This is a genomic window from Peptoniphilus sp. BV3C26 (assembly GCF_000478985.1).
Classification (GTDB): Bacteria; Bacillota; Clostridia; order Tissierellales; family Peptoniphilaceae; genus Peptoniphilus_B; species Peptoniphilus_B koenoeneniae.
This window is the reverse complement of sequence record NZ_AWXB01000069.1, coordinates 79,923-93,753: the sequence shown is the minus strand read 5'-3', so window position 1 is coordinate 93,753 and position 13,831 is coordinate 79,923. Positions and strand designations below refer to the sequence as shown.

20 protein-coding genes are annotated in these 13,831 nt (G+C 29.5%); 7 read left to right on the top strand and 13 right to left on the bottom strand.

Annotated elements, in window-relative coordinates; all coding sequences use genetic code 11:
* Positions 1-76 precede the first annotated feature (76 nt).
* Positions 77-1,597 (top strand): glutamine-hydrolyzing GMP synthase, encoded by a 1,521-nt coding sequence (gene guaA, locus HMPREF1253_RS09440; RefSeq protein WP_036740030.1) that lies wholly within the window; start codon positions 77-79, stop codon positions 1,595-1,597.
* Positions 1,598-1,693: 96 nt separating this feature from the next.
* Here the strand turns inward: guaA and HMPREF1253_RS09435 are convergent, their stop codons facing one another.
* The 12 genes from HMPREF1253_RS09435 to HMPREF1253_RS09380 all read right to left on the bottom strand — a co-directional run bounded on the left by HMPREF1253_RS09435 (position 1,694) and on the right by HMPREF1253_RS09380 (position 7,974).
* A complete protein-coding gene (locus HMPREF1253_RS09435; RefSeq protein WP_036740028.1) occupies positions 1,694-2,458 on the bottom strand; it encodes a sigma-70 family RNA polymerase sigma factor in 765 nt (254 codons plus the stop codon).
* Positions 2,451-2,720, bottom strand: coding sequence for a sigma factor-like helix-turn-helix DNA-binding protein (locus HMPREF1253_RS09430; protein ID WP_036740025.1), 270 nt, complete (start codon positions 2,718-2,720; stop codon positions 2,451-2,453). Before HMPREF1253_RS09430 ends, HMPREF1253_RS09435 begins: the two co-directional genes overlap by 8 nt.
* 11 nt (positions 2,721-2,731) lie before the next feature.
* The gene (locus HMPREF1253_RS09425) at positions 2,732-2,914 is read right to left on the bottom strand and encodes a hypothetical protein (protein WP_023056532.1); all 183 of its coding nucleotides are present in this window, start codon (positions 2,912-2,914) and stop codon (positions 2,732-2,734) included.
* Positions 2,904-3,116: a hypothetical protein gene (locus HMPREF1253_RS09420; protein ID WP_023056552.1), complete on the bottom strand. Its 213-nt coding sequence runs from the start codon at positions 3,114-3,116 to the stop codon at positions 2,904-2,906. Before HMPREF1253_RS09420 ends, HMPREF1253_RS09425 begins: the two co-directional genes overlap by 11 nt.
* Before the next feature lie 101 nt (positions 3,117-3,217).
* A complete protein-coding gene (locus tag HMPREF1253_RS09415; RefSeq protein ID WP_023056569.1) occupies positions 3,218-4,060 on the bottom strand; it encodes a hypothetical protein in 843 nt (280 codons plus the stop codon).
* A 15-nt stretch (positions 4,061-4,075) separates the two neighbouring features.
* On the bottom strand, positions 4,076-4,504 hold the full coding sequence (locus HMPREF1253_RS09410; protein ID WP_023056564.1) for a hypothetical protein: 429 nt from the start codon (positions 4,502-4,504) through the stop codon (positions 4,076-4,078).
* A gap of 711 nt (positions 4,505-5,215) precedes the next feature.
* Positions 5,216-5,563 (bottom strand): S24 family peptidase, encoded by a 348-nt coding sequence (locus HMPREF1253_RS09405; RefSeq protein WP_023056474.1) that lies wholly within the window; start codon positions 5,561-5,563, stop codon positions 5,216-5,218.
* Between the two features lie 3 nt (positions 5,564-5,566).
* A complete protein-coding gene (locus HMPREF1253_RS09400) occupies positions 5,567-6,364 on the bottom strand; it encodes a DnaA ATPase domain-containing protein (protein WP_023056540.1) in 798 nt (265 codons plus the stop codon).
* Positions 6,336-6,971: a hypothetical protein gene (locus HMPREF1253_RS09775; RefSeq protein WP_155803767.1), complete on the bottom strand. Its 636-nt coding sequence runs from the start codon at positions 6,969-6,971 to the stop codon at positions 6,336-6,338. Before HMPREF1253_RS09775 ends, HMPREF1253_RS09400 begins: the two co-directional genes overlap by 29 nt.
* A gap of 115 nt (positions 6,972-7,086) precedes the next feature.
* Positions 7,087-7,395, bottom strand: a complete 309-nt coding sequence (locus HMPREF1253_RS09390; RefSeq protein ID WP_023056501.1) for a phage replisome organizer N-terminal domain-containing protein — start codon at positions 7,393-7,395, stop codon at positions 7,087-7,089.
* Positions 7,396-7,563: 168 nt separating this feature from the next.
* Complete coding sequence (locus tag HMPREF1253_RS09385; protein WP_023056513.1) at positions 7,564-7,749, bottom strand: hypothetical protein; 186 nt, start codon at positions 7,747-7,749, stop codon at positions 7,564-7,566.
* 15 nt (positions 7,750-7,764) lie between these two features.
* Positions 7,765-7,974 (bottom strand): helix-turn-helix domain-containing protein, encoded by a 210-nt coding sequence (locus HMPREF1253_RS09380; protein WP_023056521.1) that lies wholly within the window; start codon positions 7,972-7,974, stop codon positions 7,765-7,767.
* Positions 7,975-8,143: 169 nt separating this feature from the next.
* Between HMPREF1253_RS09380 and HMPREF1253_RS09375 the strand changes: the two genes are divergently transcribed.
* The 3 genes from HMPREF1253_RS09375 to HMPREF1253_RS09365 all read left to right on the top strand — a co-directional run bounded on the left by HMPREF1253_RS09375 (position 8,144) and on the right by HMPREF1253_RS09365 (position 11,239).
* Positions 8,144-8,836 carry a helix-turn-helix transcriptional regulator gene (locus tag HMPREF1253_RS09375; RefSeq protein ID WP_023056547.1) on the top strand — a complete coding sequence of 231 codons (693 nt, stop codon included), beginning with the start codon at positions 8,144-8,146 and terminating at the stop codon, positions 8,834-8,836.
* Positions 8,837-8,998: 162 nt separating this feature from the next.
* Positions 8,999-10,081 (top strand): site-specific integrase, encoded by a 1,083-nt coding sequence (locus tag HMPREF1253_RS09370; protein WP_023056461.1) that lies wholly within the window; start codon positions 8,999-9,001, stop codon positions 10,079-10,081.
* Positions 10,082-10,444: 363 nt separating this feature from the next.
* The gene (locus tag HMPREF1253_RS09365) at positions 10,445-11,239 is read left to right on the top strand and encodes a hypothetical protein (protein ID WP_023056469.1); all 795 of its coding nucleotides are present in this window, start codon (positions 10,445-10,447) and stop codon (positions 11,237-11,239) included.
* Between the two features lie 126 nt (positions 11,240-11,365).
* Here the strand turns inward: HMPREF1253_RS09365 and HMPREF1253_RS09360 are convergent, their stop codons facing one another.
* A complete protein-coding gene (locus tag HMPREF1253_RS09360; protein ID WP_238318901.1) occupies positions 11,366-11,911 on the bottom strand; it encodes a helix-turn-helix domain-containing protein in 546 nt (181 codons plus the stop codon).
* A 168-nt stretch (positions 11,912-12,079) separates the two neighbouring features.
* Between HMPREF1253_RS09360 and HMPREF1253_RS09355 the strand changes: the two genes are divergently transcribed.
* Genes HMPREF1253_RS09355 through HMPREF1253_RS09345 form a run of 3 tightly spaced genes read left to right on the top strand, consistent with a single transcriptional unit; the run spans position 12,080 to position 13,789 of the window.
* On the top strand, positions 12,080-12,265 hold the full coding sequence (locus HMPREF1253_RS09355; protein WP_023056570.1) for a hypothetical protein: 186 nt from the start codon (positions 12,080-12,082) through the stop codon (positions 12,263-12,265).
* Positions 12,265-13,368: a site-specific integrase gene (locus HMPREF1253_RS09350; RefSeq protein WP_023056510.1), complete on the top strand. Its 1,104-nt coding sequence runs from the start codon at positions 12,265-12,267 to the stop codon at positions 13,366-13,368. Before HMPREF1253_RS09355 ends, HMPREF1253_RS09350 begins: the two co-directional genes overlap by 1 nt.
* Positions 13,340-13,789, top strand: coding sequence for a hypothetical protein (locus tag HMPREF1253_RS09345; RefSeq protein WP_023056534.1), 450 nt, complete (start codon positions 13,340-13,342; stop codon positions 13,787-13,789). Before HMPREF1253_RS09350 ends, HMPREF1253_RS09345 begins: the two co-directional genes overlap by 29 nt.
* The last annotated feature ends 42 nt before the right edge of the window (positions 13,790-13,831 follow it).

The window sequence follows — 13,831 nt, the reverse complement described above, 5'->3', positions numbered from 1 at the left end:
AAAAATGAGGGCTTTTTACATATAATATAAGAAAGATAAAAAATAAGAGATAAAAATTAAAATAATGGAGGTAAAAATGATATTAGTTATAGACTTCGGCGGCCAATACAACCAACTTATAGCAAGAAGAGTACGTGACATGCATGTGTATTGTGAAGTGGTTTCATACGAAAAAGCCTTGGAAGCAGCAGAAGAAAAAAAACCCGGCGGAATAATTTTTACAGGAGGACCAAACTCCGTATATGAAAAAAATGCACCAAAAATAGATGAAAAGATTTTTGACTTAGGAATTCCAATTTTAGGACTTTGCTATGGAATGCAAATAATGGCCCATGAACTTGGAGGGAAAGTTACAAGTGCAAATTCAAAAGAGTTTGGAAAAACAAAAACTTATGTGGAAAATTCATCAAAGCTATTTGAAGGGCTGAAAAAAGAAGAATTTGTATGGATGAGCCACGTTGATTATGTAGAAGAAATGCCTAAGGGATTTAAAAAAGTTGCATCAACGGACAACACTCCTAATGCAGCAATGGAAAATGTAGAAAGAAATCTTTACGCTATGCAATATCATCCTGAAGTTAATCACACTGAAAACGGATTTAAAATGCTTGAAAATTTTGTTTATGGAATTTGCAAAGAAAAACCCGAATGGACAATGTCAAACTATGCCAAAGAAAAAATCAATGAAATAAAAGAAAAAGTTGGAGACGGAAAAGTTCTTTTGGCTCTTTCAGGAGGAGTGGACTCATCAGTAACCGCAAAACTATTATCAAAAGCTCTAGGAGATAAGCTAACCTGCATATTTGTAGATCACGGTCTAATGAGAAAAAACGAAGGCGACCAAGTAGAAGTGGCCTTTAAAGACAGCGGCATGCATTTTATAAGAGTTAACGCAGAAGAAAGATTTTTAAAAAAGCTTAAAGGAATAACAGATCCCGAAGAAAAACGTAAAACAATTGGAGAAGAATTTATAAGAGTCTTTGAAGAAGAAGGAAGAAAAATAAAAAGTGTTGATTATTTAGCCCAAGGCACTATTTATCCAGACATAATAGAATCGGGAGCAGGGAATGCAGCAGTAATAAAATCACACCATAACGTTGGAGGCCTTCCTGAAGCAGTAGACTTTAAAGAAATAATAGAGCCTCTAAGATTATTGTTTAAAGATGAAGTAAGAGAACTTGGAAGAGAACTTGGACTTGCAGACTATTTAGTAGACAGACAACCATTTCCAGGACCAGGACTTGGAATAAGAGTAATAGGAGAGCTAACAAAAGAAAAATTAGATATCTTAAGAGATGCGGACTTTATATTTAGGCAAGAATTAGAAAAATCAGGCATAGAAAAATTGCCAGACCAATACTTTGCAGTCCTGACAAACAACAGAAGCGTAGGAGTAATGGGAGACTTTAGAACCTATGACTATACACTTGCATTAAGAGCAGTCCAAACAACAGATTTTATGACAGCAGACTGGTATAGAATCCCTTTTGAACTTTTAGACAAAATCTCAAACAGAATAGTAAACGAAGTAGGACATATAAACAGAATCGTTTACGACATAACATCAAAACCACCAGCAACCATTGAATGGGAATAAATAAAAAAAGCTTATAGTTAGCTATATCAAGCCATTTAAAAATCGAAGTGTAACAATATCGTAACAATAATTAAAGGTATGTAAATGATTAATCATTTACATACCTTTAATTAAACTGTGTACTGTTTCTATTAATAAGCTTTTATCTTTATCAATTTTTTTTAATGCTATATTTTCTACTGGAGAATAGATTTTATTTGTAGAACTTGTCCTGGTATTATCTAAATCAAATTTAGGATAATATGATATATAATATTCAGCTTTTAAAGATCTAAATAATTTTGTTTTTTTAATTTTTGTTTCCGCTTTTTTTCTGATTTTTTTTACTTCTGAAATATCCATATTAAGATCTTCAGCTATTTTTTTAAAAGTTTCAGGCTCTTGATCAATACCATAAAAAGATTTTATAACTTTAAGTTCTAAAGGATCAAGGCAATTATTTATATTATAATTAACCTCTTTGTATAACTGACTATTTATAACTTCAGCTTCAATGTTTACATTTTCATCTTTTATAGTATCTTGTAATGTTGTCATACTATCATCATCGTTATATAATTTTTGATCTAATGAAGCTTCTTTATTATACTCTAATCTATTTCTAGTTAGCGATATAATGCAACTAATAGCATAACTTGAGAATGTATAACCTAAAGTATTATCATATGTTTCTACAGCTTTTATTAATGCTATATAACCATCTTGTAACATTTCTTGATAATCATGTATACCCTCAATATAAAGTTTATTTAAATTAATTGTGTAGGGTACTAACTTTAGGTTATTCATTACTATTTCATTTCTTAATTCTATGTTTTTTTTATTTTTTGAATATTCTTTAAATAGTTCTTCATTATTCATAGCTTTGTAAAATATTTTCTATTGAATATTTATGTAATTTTCTAGCTTTTGTTTGTGAGAAGCCTAATTTTTGACCGATCTCTTTAAACGAATACCCGTTCATATATCTATACTCTAGTATTACTCTACTAGAAACATCATCAAGTGATAATAATATTTCTTGAAAGTCATTTACTAATAATAACAATCTATAAAGATCAATATTATATTTTTTTGATAACTTGCTAAATTCATGTAATAGTTCAAAATCGTTATTAGTCATAAGATCACCTTTTAATTAAGATCATCAATAATTAAAACACTATCTTCAGGAATACTGTTGAGCCATTTATTATATTCATTTATATTATACTTTTTATCATTTACATAATAGAATCCATCTTCAACACCAATAATAAATATAGGGGAGAGGTTAGTTTTTAACTCTAACTTTTTTATTCTTGATCTAATACTCATCGTTGAACCTCTTTTCTAAATCCGTAAGCCTTTGTTCAATATCTTCTTTTTCGAAACCTACCAATCTAATATTACATAAATAGCCTAATGCTCTAGCTTTGCTCTCAGTTATATTATCATTAGCTAAATCAATTATTATTCTTTGAAGAAATCTATTAACACCCTTTATTGTGTTTAGTCTGTAATTATATTTTTTTTGCATAAAATCACTCCAAAACATTGAAATTATCAGGATAATAAAAAACATAAGGGTACAAAATTAAAGCTTATATTATGCTTAATTATACAAAATAAGTAGGAGAATTATTCTCCTACTTTACTGTAATATATACCAAAACTCTTATTATCTAGTACAAAACCATCATATGCAATTCTTCCTTCAACTAATTCACCACTAATTCCTGGTGGGTCTTGGTGAACTCTGTATTCTTGTAATTTAATAGGGGCAACGGTAGCAGATGGATGAACTAACAAGAATCCAAATTCCTTTGGAACAATTTTTTTTGATACTTTTATTACAGTTAATCCGTCAACCATTGCTATAACACCTTTAATTTTTAATTCTTGTGCTATATCAGTTGACATCAAGAAGTCTTTATTTTGTTTTAATAACAAATAAACATCAGGGGTAACTAATAAACATCTTCCAATTTCAGGTACAGCCCAATTATCTAGTTCAGTATTTGCTTTTAAAATATTTTCATAAATATTCTCTTTAGTTAATTGAACTGGTTGAGCAGTTGAAATTCCTGCTTTTTCAATCATTTTACCTATTACATACTTATCAATTTCAGGTATAACTACCTCTCTAATCTGTCTAGCCAATGCAGTAGCACCTGATAAAGCTTGAAGTGTTTCGTCTTTGTCTAGCTTGTCAATAGCAAATGTAAAAGATCTATCTTTGGATAATGTAAATTCTTCAGTAGATCCAGTTAAATTTGAAATGTTACCATATCTTGAGTTTTGAAATGATCCTACACCTGATCTATCATAATCATTCATAGGACTTGTATTAACCTTATATATTTTTACAGTTTTAGCACCTGTGAAACCAAAATCTTGGTTAGTTATCAAGGATAATTTACTTTCGTTAGTAAATTGTTCATCGACATAAGGTAAATATTTAGTTGCTAAATCTATGCTCATGTTTTAATCTCCTAGTTATTTATTTAATCCAGGATACTTAAAAGCCTCTTTAATTGGATTAAAATTAGATTCAACACCATTAGGGGGTACATGAGAATTAAATCTACCCTCCATGTTTCTTTTTGATTCTTCACTAAGGCTTTCAGTGATCCCTTTTGCTATATTTATAAAATCTTCTAAATCTTCACTTGAATTACCCTTAAAAAGCTTGATAAATTCAGAATTTAATCCGTTTTCATTTAATGCTTCTCTACAATCAAGAAGTAACTCACGTTTATTTAAATTATTTTCTTTTTCCTCTAGGCTATCAATAGAATCATTAGTGTTTTTATCTTTTTCTCTTTTTAAACGTTCTTGTACTATTCTATTAACATCATCTTGAGTAAATGTTTTTTCCTCATCTTGTGAGTTTGTTTCCATTTTTAGATCTTGTAAATCGTTCATGTTTTAATCTCCTTAAAATAAGTATTTCCATATATAATATGTATAACTACATTATACTATATATTGTGCTAAAATGCTAATAAGAAGATAAAGCCACTATATGCAGTATGTATAAATAAATAAAAATAGAAGTGTAATATATAATTATATAAAATAAAGAAGCTATGTAAAATTAAATAGCATAGCTTCTAAGATTGATAATTATATTATTTTTGATTATAATTAGATTAAGGCATGTATATTTACAAATAAAGAGGTTAACCCCTATATAGGCTTAAATAAGGCTTTATATAAAGTAGTTGACCTCTTTATTTTATATTTATTGAAAATAATAAAGATATTTAGTATAATATACTTAATGAGTAGATACGGTGCCCCCACAAGGCTTTTAGCTGGGTACCGCCGTCTACTCATTTTATAATTATTGTAATTATTTAAAACATTTGGTATAATATATGTAACTTCAGTAATATTAATTGTAAATAAAAGAACGGCAGGTTGACCCCACAAACTTTATAGTTTGGTTGACTGTAGCCGTTCTTTTTATTGCCATAAGCACTAAAAATAATTATATTTAATCATATGATATATTGCATGTATATCAAAAAAATAGACCAACGCACCATCTCCACCTAAACAAGGCTTCACGGACAGTGATTGGTCTATTTTGATAATTATCTAATTGAAGTATACCAAAAATTTAGATTAAAATCAATCAAATTCACATAGCCTATGAACTACTTTACCTAAAATTTTATATTCTTCTTCACTACTTCCAACATTTATAGGTTCATAGATATTTTGTATATCTATTAGTTGTGTAACTTCACCTACTTTTATAACACGTCTTAGAGTAACAATTTGTGAACTTATATTGTTTGTTATAACAGCCACAATATCATTATTTTTTATATCAAGATCTCGTTTAATAAAAATTAATCCGTTGTATAAATTATTTCCAAGATAGCTTAGACAAAAATCAAAATCTTTTAAAAAATCTTTAACTTCAAAGTTATTATTTATTGCAGTTTCTTCAAGCATATTTATTAAATTAGCCATAGTTTACCCCCGTTTTTTAATATCCATAAATAGTCTGTTAAACTCTGCTTGCTTCTTGTCGCCCTCTTTTATTCTTCTAGGTTGACAAGTTAGCTTTATTCTTCTACACATCTCATAAATACGATCATAAGTTCTGGGCACTCCATCACTACTGGTTAACTTCTTTTTTAGAACTGTATCAGGCTCTAGGTTGGTCGTTATAATCAATGGTAGGTTAGACCTATACCTTAAATCTATAACGTCATATAACACTGAATTAATCCATTCTGTGTTATGTTCAGAACCTAAGTCATCAATTATTAGTAGATCCACTTGTTTTAATAATTTATAAAACTGATCTTTTTTATTGCTTCCAAATGTAGAATATTCTCTAACTTTTTCAATAATAGTAGATACTGAACAAGCGATCACAGGAATACTCTTTTCAAGTAAATAATTAGCTATACAAAAAGTTAAATAGCTTTTTCCAGTTCCTGGATCTCCATAAATTAATAATCCATGATTTTTTGCTTTAAATTCATCAAAGTTATAAGCGTAATATCTTCCAAAATCAAAATATTTTTTATTGTCATTGGATATAATGAAGTTTTCAAATTTACACTCTTTGAATCTATTGTCCATCAAGCTATCCATTTTTAACTTTTTTATATAGTCTAATCTTTTTTCTCTTTCTTCGATTAATTTTCTTTGATTTTCTTCATACTGATCTCTTTCACTCATACAAGTAAAATTAAAAGTTTCTCCATTAAACTCAAAGGGTATAACTTTTCTTTCAGTACTCAAGTGCTTTGGTATTTCCATATTTATTCTCTCCTATATCAGTTGAATCAATCTGTTTCTTAAAAGTCCTATATTTTCCACTAATGGCCTTATTAATAAAATCATCATTAAGATTATTGAAGTTAATATTTTCTTTTAAATAGTCGCTTCTTTCTATTTCATTAATCAAAGGACCTAATTTATCAACTCCAAATCGATTTATAAATTTTTCTAAAGATGATGATGATATTTTATTTTTGATTAAACCGTTAATCTTTGTAACATATTCAGCCTTATCATCATCATTGTTATCATTGTTTACATTGTTATCATTATTGTTTATGTTCCTCGGTTGTGCTTTGGTTGTGCTTTGGTTGTTCCTCGGTTGTTCCTCGGTTGTGCTTTCAGTTGTTCCTGTAACTTGATATTTTCCGTAATTTACAATGGTTATAGTTGTATATTTCCCTTGTTCCCTTTTTAGGATTATCATGTCATCTTGTTCTAACGCTTCAAGAAAATTTGTAACTTTCTTTCTTGACCATTTCCACCTCAAAGCTAATTTATTTAAGCTAGTAATTTTTTGACCACGTTTCACAACGATAACACTTCTATCCATAAAGATTTTATTATCCGCATGATTTGCTATCATTAATAAATCAATCCAGGCAGATCGCTTATCAAAAGGGGATTTATCTTTCCATAGCCAATGTTCACATATTTTTCTATGAACACTAACCCACCCTTGATTTTCCATAATGATCAACCTAGTATCTTACAACTTCTGTTTGTTTTAAGAAGTACTCATTTTCAGAAATAACATCAATTAAATCTTTTAATATTAAAATCTCAATTGTTTTTTCTATATCTTCAACTTTCTCATTAATTTTTAAAGATACCTTTTTAATGAAATCTTTTTTTGATCCATTAAATTTCAAATATCCATCAGGACTTAAAAGTAGTAAATCTACATAAATCATTGTATAAAGGATACCGTACTCTTCATCAATGCTTTTAATAACATCATTTTCAAAAAAATCTTCTCTTAGTTCTATATAATCTTTATTATTTGTCATTTTAAAACCTCCTAAAAGTTCCCCTTTAACTTGTAAATATCAATCAATTATGTTAGAATTTATATGAGCAATACCATTTAATTTTGGTGTTACTTGTCATAACCTACCAGGATAGAGTTGGGGAACTTGTTTGAACCTGGTAGGCTTTTTTTATTTCTAACTAAATTATTAATTGACATCTTCATCACATAAATTAAACCTCTCTTTTAAATAGTCTATTGGAACTCTACCTTGAATAGTTATGAACCCTTTTTCTTCAAGTTCCTTGTTTAGCCTCTTCATGATCTGGTATGCTTTACCTTCTTTAACATTTAGAAGCTCTTTAACTTCATCTACTTTTACTAATGTAGCCATTATTTCACCTTCTTTTTAATCTTCTAATAGATCAACTACTGATATACCTAATCCATTAGCTATTTTATTTAACGTTTTTGTGGTTGCTTGCCTTCCATTTAAAACATTTGATAATGTAGATTGAGCAATATTATTTTTATTTGCAAATTCATTTTGTGTTAAATTTAACTCTATTAACTTCTTCTTTATCAAGTGTTTATTTAATTTTAAATTGATATCATTCATAAATTTAACCCCCTTTCACAACAATATGAATAAATTCTTCATTAAGAATATTATTCTTAATACTATTATATTCCTAATATATTCCTTGTCAATAGTTTTTATTGAAAAATAAATAATATTTCTTGATATTACTCATAAGAATATTTATAATTAGTTTAAGGAGGTTGTCATGAATATAGGTGAAAAAATAAAACAGGCTAGATTACAAAAAGGATTAACACTTCAAGAGATTGCTGATGAAATGAATCTTACTCAAGGGACTCTATCAAAATATGAAAATGGAGATATAAAAAATATTCCAAATACAAGATTGAAAAAACTATCTGAAATTTTAGATGTAGACATTTCATATTTTTATGAAGGTTCTAAAAGTAAAAGTGCTATTATTATTGAGAAACTCATAGAATTAACAGAAGATAATAAAGTAAATTGGATATCTCCGAATAATCCAAATGAAAATATAAACTTTGACTTAAACGAATTAGTCCAGGAACTAGCTAAGTATAAGAACGAACAAGAAATATCTTACTATTTTCAAACTGGCGAAAGTTTAGAAACAGATATTATAAACACTATTTTTCTTTTGAAAGTAGGTGAGAATTGGTATGGAATTTATAAAACGGCGATTTCTCATAAGTTATTTGTTTTTAAATTAGGTTATATTACTTTTCCTTTTATTGAAAAAATAGAGTTAATAGCAGATGATTATAAAACTATAAATACTGATCTTTCTTTGTTATATGATTTAGCATCTGGCAATGAAGACTCAAACAAGGGAGCTTTTCTACAAGATTTAATAAATGATTTAGATGAAATTAATTTAAAACATATAAATACAAAATTAGATGATATACCTTTTTAAAGATGATATTTATGGAATTTATTTTTTTAATTAAATCTGAAGTCCTGACAGCCTTTCTAAGCGTCTTTAAATTTAAACTAATGCAATTATACTAAAAAAAAATAAAAGCTTGAAATTGACCCCAAATTTTAAGCCTGGTAACAATTTAATAAAGGAGATATTATGACAAGTAAACGAATGAAGAACGATCCTAACAGGTGGTATTGTTCATTTCGATATGTAAATTTAGATGGTGAAACTAAGCAAAAGAAAAAAGAAGGCTTCAGCACGAAAAAAGAAGCCGATGAGTTCGAAAGAAACTTTTTAAATAATATAAAGTTTAACCCTGAAATGAATTTTAAAAGTCTTTATAAAATGTATCTTGAAGATATGAAACCAAGAATTAAAGAGCATACACTAACAAATAAAGAATATATTACAGAAAATAAAATACTTCCATACTTTAAGGATATGAAAATAAGTGAAATAGGCTCAATAGAAATACAAAGATGGCAAAATTCATTGTTATCAGCTTTAAATCATAGTACAAATAAGCCTTATGCACCTACTTATTTAAAAACAATTAATAATCAACTAACAGCGATCTTTAATTATGCTGTTAAATTTCATAATTTACAAAACAATCCAGTTCATAAAGTGGGAACAATAGGGGAGAAGCACGCACCAGAAAAAGAGATCTGGAGCCTAAAGGAATTTAACACATTTATTAACCTTGTAGAAGATAAAACGCTTCATTTAGGCTTTAATATTTTATATTGGAGCGGTTGCCGTATTGGTGAGTTATTAGCCTTAACCTGGAGCGATATAGACTTTAAAAACAATATGATCAATATTAATAAATCCTATCAACGTATTAATGGTAAAGACGTAATAACTGAACCTAAAACAAAGAAGAGTATTAGGAAGATCACTATAATTAGTAGTGTGATTGAAGAAATAGAAGCTTATAAGAAGTTATTTTATAAACCAGATCCAGATGATAGAATTTTTAATTGTACTAAACACAAATTTGAACATGGTATTACTAATATTTGTAAAAGAAATAATCTTAATAAAATTAGAATCCATGATCTAAGACACTCTCACGCAAGTTTATTGTTAAATGAGGGTATAAACATAGTAGCTTTAAGTAAGAGGTTAGGACATGAAAAAGTATCAACTACATTAAATATTTATTCTCACATGATCCCTAATGATGATAAGATACTTAATGTAATGGAAAATTTAAGCGTAACAAAATCGTAACAATAATTTTAAAATAAGGTATATTATGATAAAAAATGTTAGGTAATAAAAAATAAAATAGCTTAAAATACACATTAAGATTATATAAAAAGTATATATTTGTTGAATGGGAATAGAGTAATAAATATGTTTATGCTATAAAACTGTTGAAAATACAGTATTTCAGCGTTTTATAGGAGCAAAAAACTCTTGAGTGATACTATTTTGATACTAAAAGTAAGAAAAAGTAGGTCTGAAAGGGAGTTGTTGAACCTGAGTATGGGATTTCAGAAGATACTAGATGTGAATCATAATGAAATAGATTATTCTCAAAGTCTGCATTTTAATTTAGATTATTGGAAAGGTTAAAAAGGTGAGTATATAATGGAGAATATAAAATTTGAAGCAGTACTTGTAGAGAGTGCAAAGCTTCCAATGGTTAAGATTGACCGCGAATTATTTCTCAGGAAAGAACTACGAGATAGATATAGTCAAGAGACTGTGGAGAAGGCGATTCAATATAATCCGGCATATGCTGGAATATGTGTAGAAGATATTAATAAAATTGCTAAAAGTTGTATAACAGCAGAAACGACAAAGGTAACTGCTCTATCAGCAGCAGCGGGATTGCCGGGTGGATTTATTATGATAGGTACAGTTCCAGCTGACTTATCTCAATATTTTGGACATATTCTCCGTATACTTCAAAAATTGATATACCTTTATGGTTGGCATGATTTAAGTCTTGATTCTAAAGAAATGAACGAGGAAACAAAAAATTTACTTACTTTATTTGTCGGCATAATGTTTGGCGTAAATGGAGCAGTAAATACCGTAAACAAATTAGCAGCTCAAGTGGCAAAACAGGTTGTAAAAAAACTCCCACAGAAAGCACTAACAAAAGGAGTAATATATCCTATAGTAAAAAAGGTGGCTACTATATTAGGTGTTCAAATGACAAAGCAAATCTTTGCAAGAGGAGTTGCAAAAGGTGTTCCTGTTTTAGGTGCTGCCGTATCTGGTGGGTTGACTTTTGTTACTTTTAAGCCCATGTCAGAAAAACTTAGGAAATATTTAGCATCTAGCGAATTAGCAAGTGTTGAATACTATAAAAAGATGGATGATGAAACTGTAATCGATATAGAAGTATTAGATGATATTAAATGTGATAGTGAGTAAAATCCGTATAAAACTTTGATTAAAATGATATCTACGGATTTGAGTATTTCTGAATAATCATATGAAATAAACAAAGCACATAACTTTAAGACCTAAAAATCTTTCAGTTATGTGCTTTTTCTGTGCTTATTTTATATCCGGTGGAATTTTTGCACTGATACCGCTTTTATAGAATTTCACATTGCTTTCTTCAAAGGGAACGTAATCTTTTTTTAAGCTGTCAGGGTAGTTTGCCTTCCAATCCTGCAAGGCTTCTTTCGTAATTTCATTATTCTCATATTTTTCCTTCATTTCCTGCCACTGTTCAAGCATATTACGGATTCTGAGAATAGCTTCGCTGCCGAAATATATGCCTGTGGTAGTATATTCAGGATCTTCATCATTTAGAATAACAGGTCGTATATTCACTTCAATACTGTCATCCAGCTTAAATAAAAACCGCATTAAATCATGTTCTGTATAGGGATAATCAGGTTCTTTCAAATAATCTTTATTTACATGGAGTGCATCAGAAATATTTTCCAAGACATCATCTTTAGGAGTACGAATATCAAGTTCGTACTGTCTGATTCTCACATCATCTAAATGTGTTCTGTCTCCTAACGCCTTTTGAGTAATTCTTCTTAATTCACGGAATTTCTTTATCAATTTACCCAAACTCAATTTAAACACCTCCTTAGGAGCAAATTTGTTTCTCTTTAATAATATAATCTAAAATAGGCAAAATACAATAGAAAAATAAAATTTAGAAAAAAGTATTGACAGAAACAAAAAAGATACTTGTAATCTAAAATAGAAATAGAAACAAATATGTTTCTGAAAAGAAAGGAGGAAAGTCCGATGGAGAAATTATTTCTTACTTCAAATGAAGTTGCCGATTTACTAAATATATCGCAGCAACAAGCTTATAAAATCATCCGAGATATGAATAAGCAGCTTGCTGAACACGGCTTTCTTGTCCTTAGGGGAAGAATCAATAAGAAATATTTTATGGAACAAATCTACAAAGCGAAGGAGGGAAAATAATGCCTGCATATAAGGACGAAAAAAGCGGGAAATGGTTCGCTTCATTCTATTATAAGGATTGGGACGGACAGAGCAGAAAAAAGCTGAAAAGAGGCTTTGAAACGAAGAAAGAGGCAATTACTTACGAGAAAAATTTCACGGTAAAGATGTCCGGTTCACTCAATATGTTCTTTGAAGATTATTTTGAACTCTATAAGGCTGATGTCATAGGCACAATAAGGTTAAATACTTGGATGATAAAAGAACATATGATAAGAACAAAGATTTTATTGTTTTTCAGCGGTATGAAAATGAGTGAAATTAAGCCGGTTGTAGTAAAGAAGTGGCATAATGTACTCTTAAACATTGAAAATGCGGAAGGAGAAGCCTATAAGCCAACCTATCTTAAATCCATTCACGCACAGCTTAGTTGTATGTTCAACCATGCAGTCAAGTATTATGGATTAAGGCAAAATCCGTGCAAAGTAACAGGGCGAATAGGAAAGCAAAGAAGCGATGAGGAAGTGGAATTTTGGACAAAAGAGGAATACCTACAGTTTATAGAAGCTGTTAAGGACAAGGATATTTCATTTTATGCTTTTGAAATTCTATATTGGACAGGTATTCGATTAGGTGAACTTAGAGCATTAACAAAAGCTGATTTTGACTTTGATAAAAAGACAATGAGGATAAGTAAACCAGCACAGAGAATTAACGGAGAAGAAGTTATTACCGATCCGAAAACACCGAAAAGCAAAAGAACAATTATGCTTCCTGATTTTTTAATCAGGGAACTTAAAGACTATTTCCTGAAAATTGAATATTTTTCGGAAGATGAACAAATCTTTCCAAAATGCAAAACATATTTCAATAAGGAAATGGAGCGAGGAATAAAAAAGTCGAAAGTTAAGAAAATCAAGCTTCACGCATTGAGACACAGCCATATATCGCTGCTTATAGAAATGGGTTTTACACCTGTTGACATTGCAGCGAGAACAGGACATGAAAGCATAAAGGTGTTGATGGATTACAGCCATATGTTCCCCAATAAACAGGTGGATATGGCTGATAAATTGGACAAGGAGGGAGAGTATAGTGAAAGCACCGAAATTTCCAAACTATGATGAAGCGGTTAATCGTAAAAAGAAAAAGCCACAAAACTTGCTGAGTAAAGAAGAATGGCAAGCTTTGGAAGAGGAAAGAAAACAAAAGGAACGAGACAAAGGTAAGAGATTTGCTAATCACAGGAAAAAGGATGTAACCATAGCATTCAGAACAAATCGAAAAGATAGGGAGCTTATTTTCAAAAAGATTGCGATGTCCGGACTCAGCAGACAGGATTATATGACCAATGCAATCCTTGATGCTCCGGTAAAGATATTTGCTACAAGAAATGTCATAGACAGTTGTAAAAATGAGTTACAGGAAATTCTATCGGAACTGAAACGAGTGGAGCAATATGGAGAATTGGATGCGAGTTATAGGCATGAATTGAAAATGATTACTGAAATAATAGAGGTGGCAATACAAGAAAAAAGCCTTTAGCCAAATGACTAAAGGCAAGATGAAAGTACAACTTGGTATTTC

Excerpts from the sequence above, each read along its gene's own strand:
- guaA (WP_036740030.1), top strand. The coding sequence starts at position 77 with ATGATATTAGTTATAGACTTCGGCGGCCAATACAACCAACTTATAGCA.
- HMPREF1253_RS09435 (WP_036740028.1), bottom strand. The coding sequence starts at position 2,458 with ATGAATAATGAAGAACTATTTAAAGAATATTCAAAAAATAAAAAAAAC.
- HMPREF1253_RS09430 (WP_036740025.1), bottom strand. The coding sequence starts at position 2,720 with ATGACTAATAACGATTTTGAACTATTACATGAATTTAGCAAGTTATCA.
- HMPREF1253_RS09425 (WP_023056532.1), bottom strand. The coding sequence starts at position 2,914 with ATGAGTATTAGATCAAGAATAAAAAAGTTAGAGTTAAAAACTAACCTC.
- HMPREF1253_RS09420 (WP_023056552.1), bottom strand. The coding sequence starts at position 3,116 with ATGCAAAAAAAATATAATTACAGACTAAACACAATAAAGGGTGTTAAT.
- HMPREF1253_RS09415 (WP_023056569.1), bottom strand. The coding sequence starts at position 4,060 with ATGAGCATAGATTTAGCAACTAAATATTTACCTTATGTCGATGAACAA.
- HMPREF1253_RS09410 (WP_023056564.1), bottom strand. The coding sequence starts at position 4,504 with ATGAACGATTTACAAGATCTAAAAATGGAAACAAACTCACAAGATGAG.
- HMPREF1253_RS09405 (WP_023056474.1), bottom strand. The coding sequence starts at position 5,563 with ATGGCTAATTTAATAAATATGCTTGAAGAAACTGCAATAAATAATAAC.
- HMPREF1253_RS09400 (WP_023056540.1), bottom strand. The coding sequence starts at position 6,364 with ATGGAAATACCAAAGCACTTGAGTACTGAAAGAAAAGTTATACCCTTT.
- HMPREF1253_RS09775 (WP_155803767.1), bottom strand. The coding sequence starts at position 6,971 with ATGATAGCAAATCATGCGGATAATAAAATCTTTATGGATAGAAGTGTT.
- HMPREF1253_RS09390 (WP_023056501.1), bottom strand. The coding sequence starts at position 7,395 with ATGACAAATAATAAAGATTATATAGAACTAAGAGAAGATTTTTTTGAA.
- HMPREF1253_RS09385 (WP_023056513.1), bottom strand. The coding sequence starts at position 7,749 with ATGGCTACATTAGTAAAAGTAGATGAAGTTAAAGAGCTTCTAAATGTT.
- HMPREF1253_RS09380 (WP_023056521.1), bottom strand. The coding sequence starts at position 7,974 with ATGAATGATATCAATTTAAAATTAAATAAACACTTGATAAAGAAGAAG.
- HMPREF1253_RS09375 (WP_023056547.1), top strand. The coding sequence starts at position 8,144 with ATGAATATAGGTGAAAAAATAAAACAGGCTAGATTACAAAAAGGATTA.
- HMPREF1253_RS09370 (WP_023056461.1), top strand. The coding sequence starts at position 8,999 with ATGACAAGTAAACGAATGAAGAACGATCCTAACAGGTGGTATTGTTCA.
- HMPREF1253_RS09365 (WP_023056469.1), top strand. The coding sequence starts at position 10,445 with ATGGAGAATATAAAATTTGAAGCAGTACTTGTAGAGAGTGCAAAGCTT.
- HMPREF1253_RS09355 (WP_023056570.1), top strand. The coding sequence starts at position 12,080 with ATGGAGAAATTATTTCTTACTTCAAATGAAGTTGCCGATTTACTAAAT.
- HMPREF1253_RS09350 (WP_023056510.1), top strand. The coding sequence starts at position 12,265 with ATGCCTGCATATAAGGACGAAAAAAGCGGGAAATGGTTCGCTTCATTC.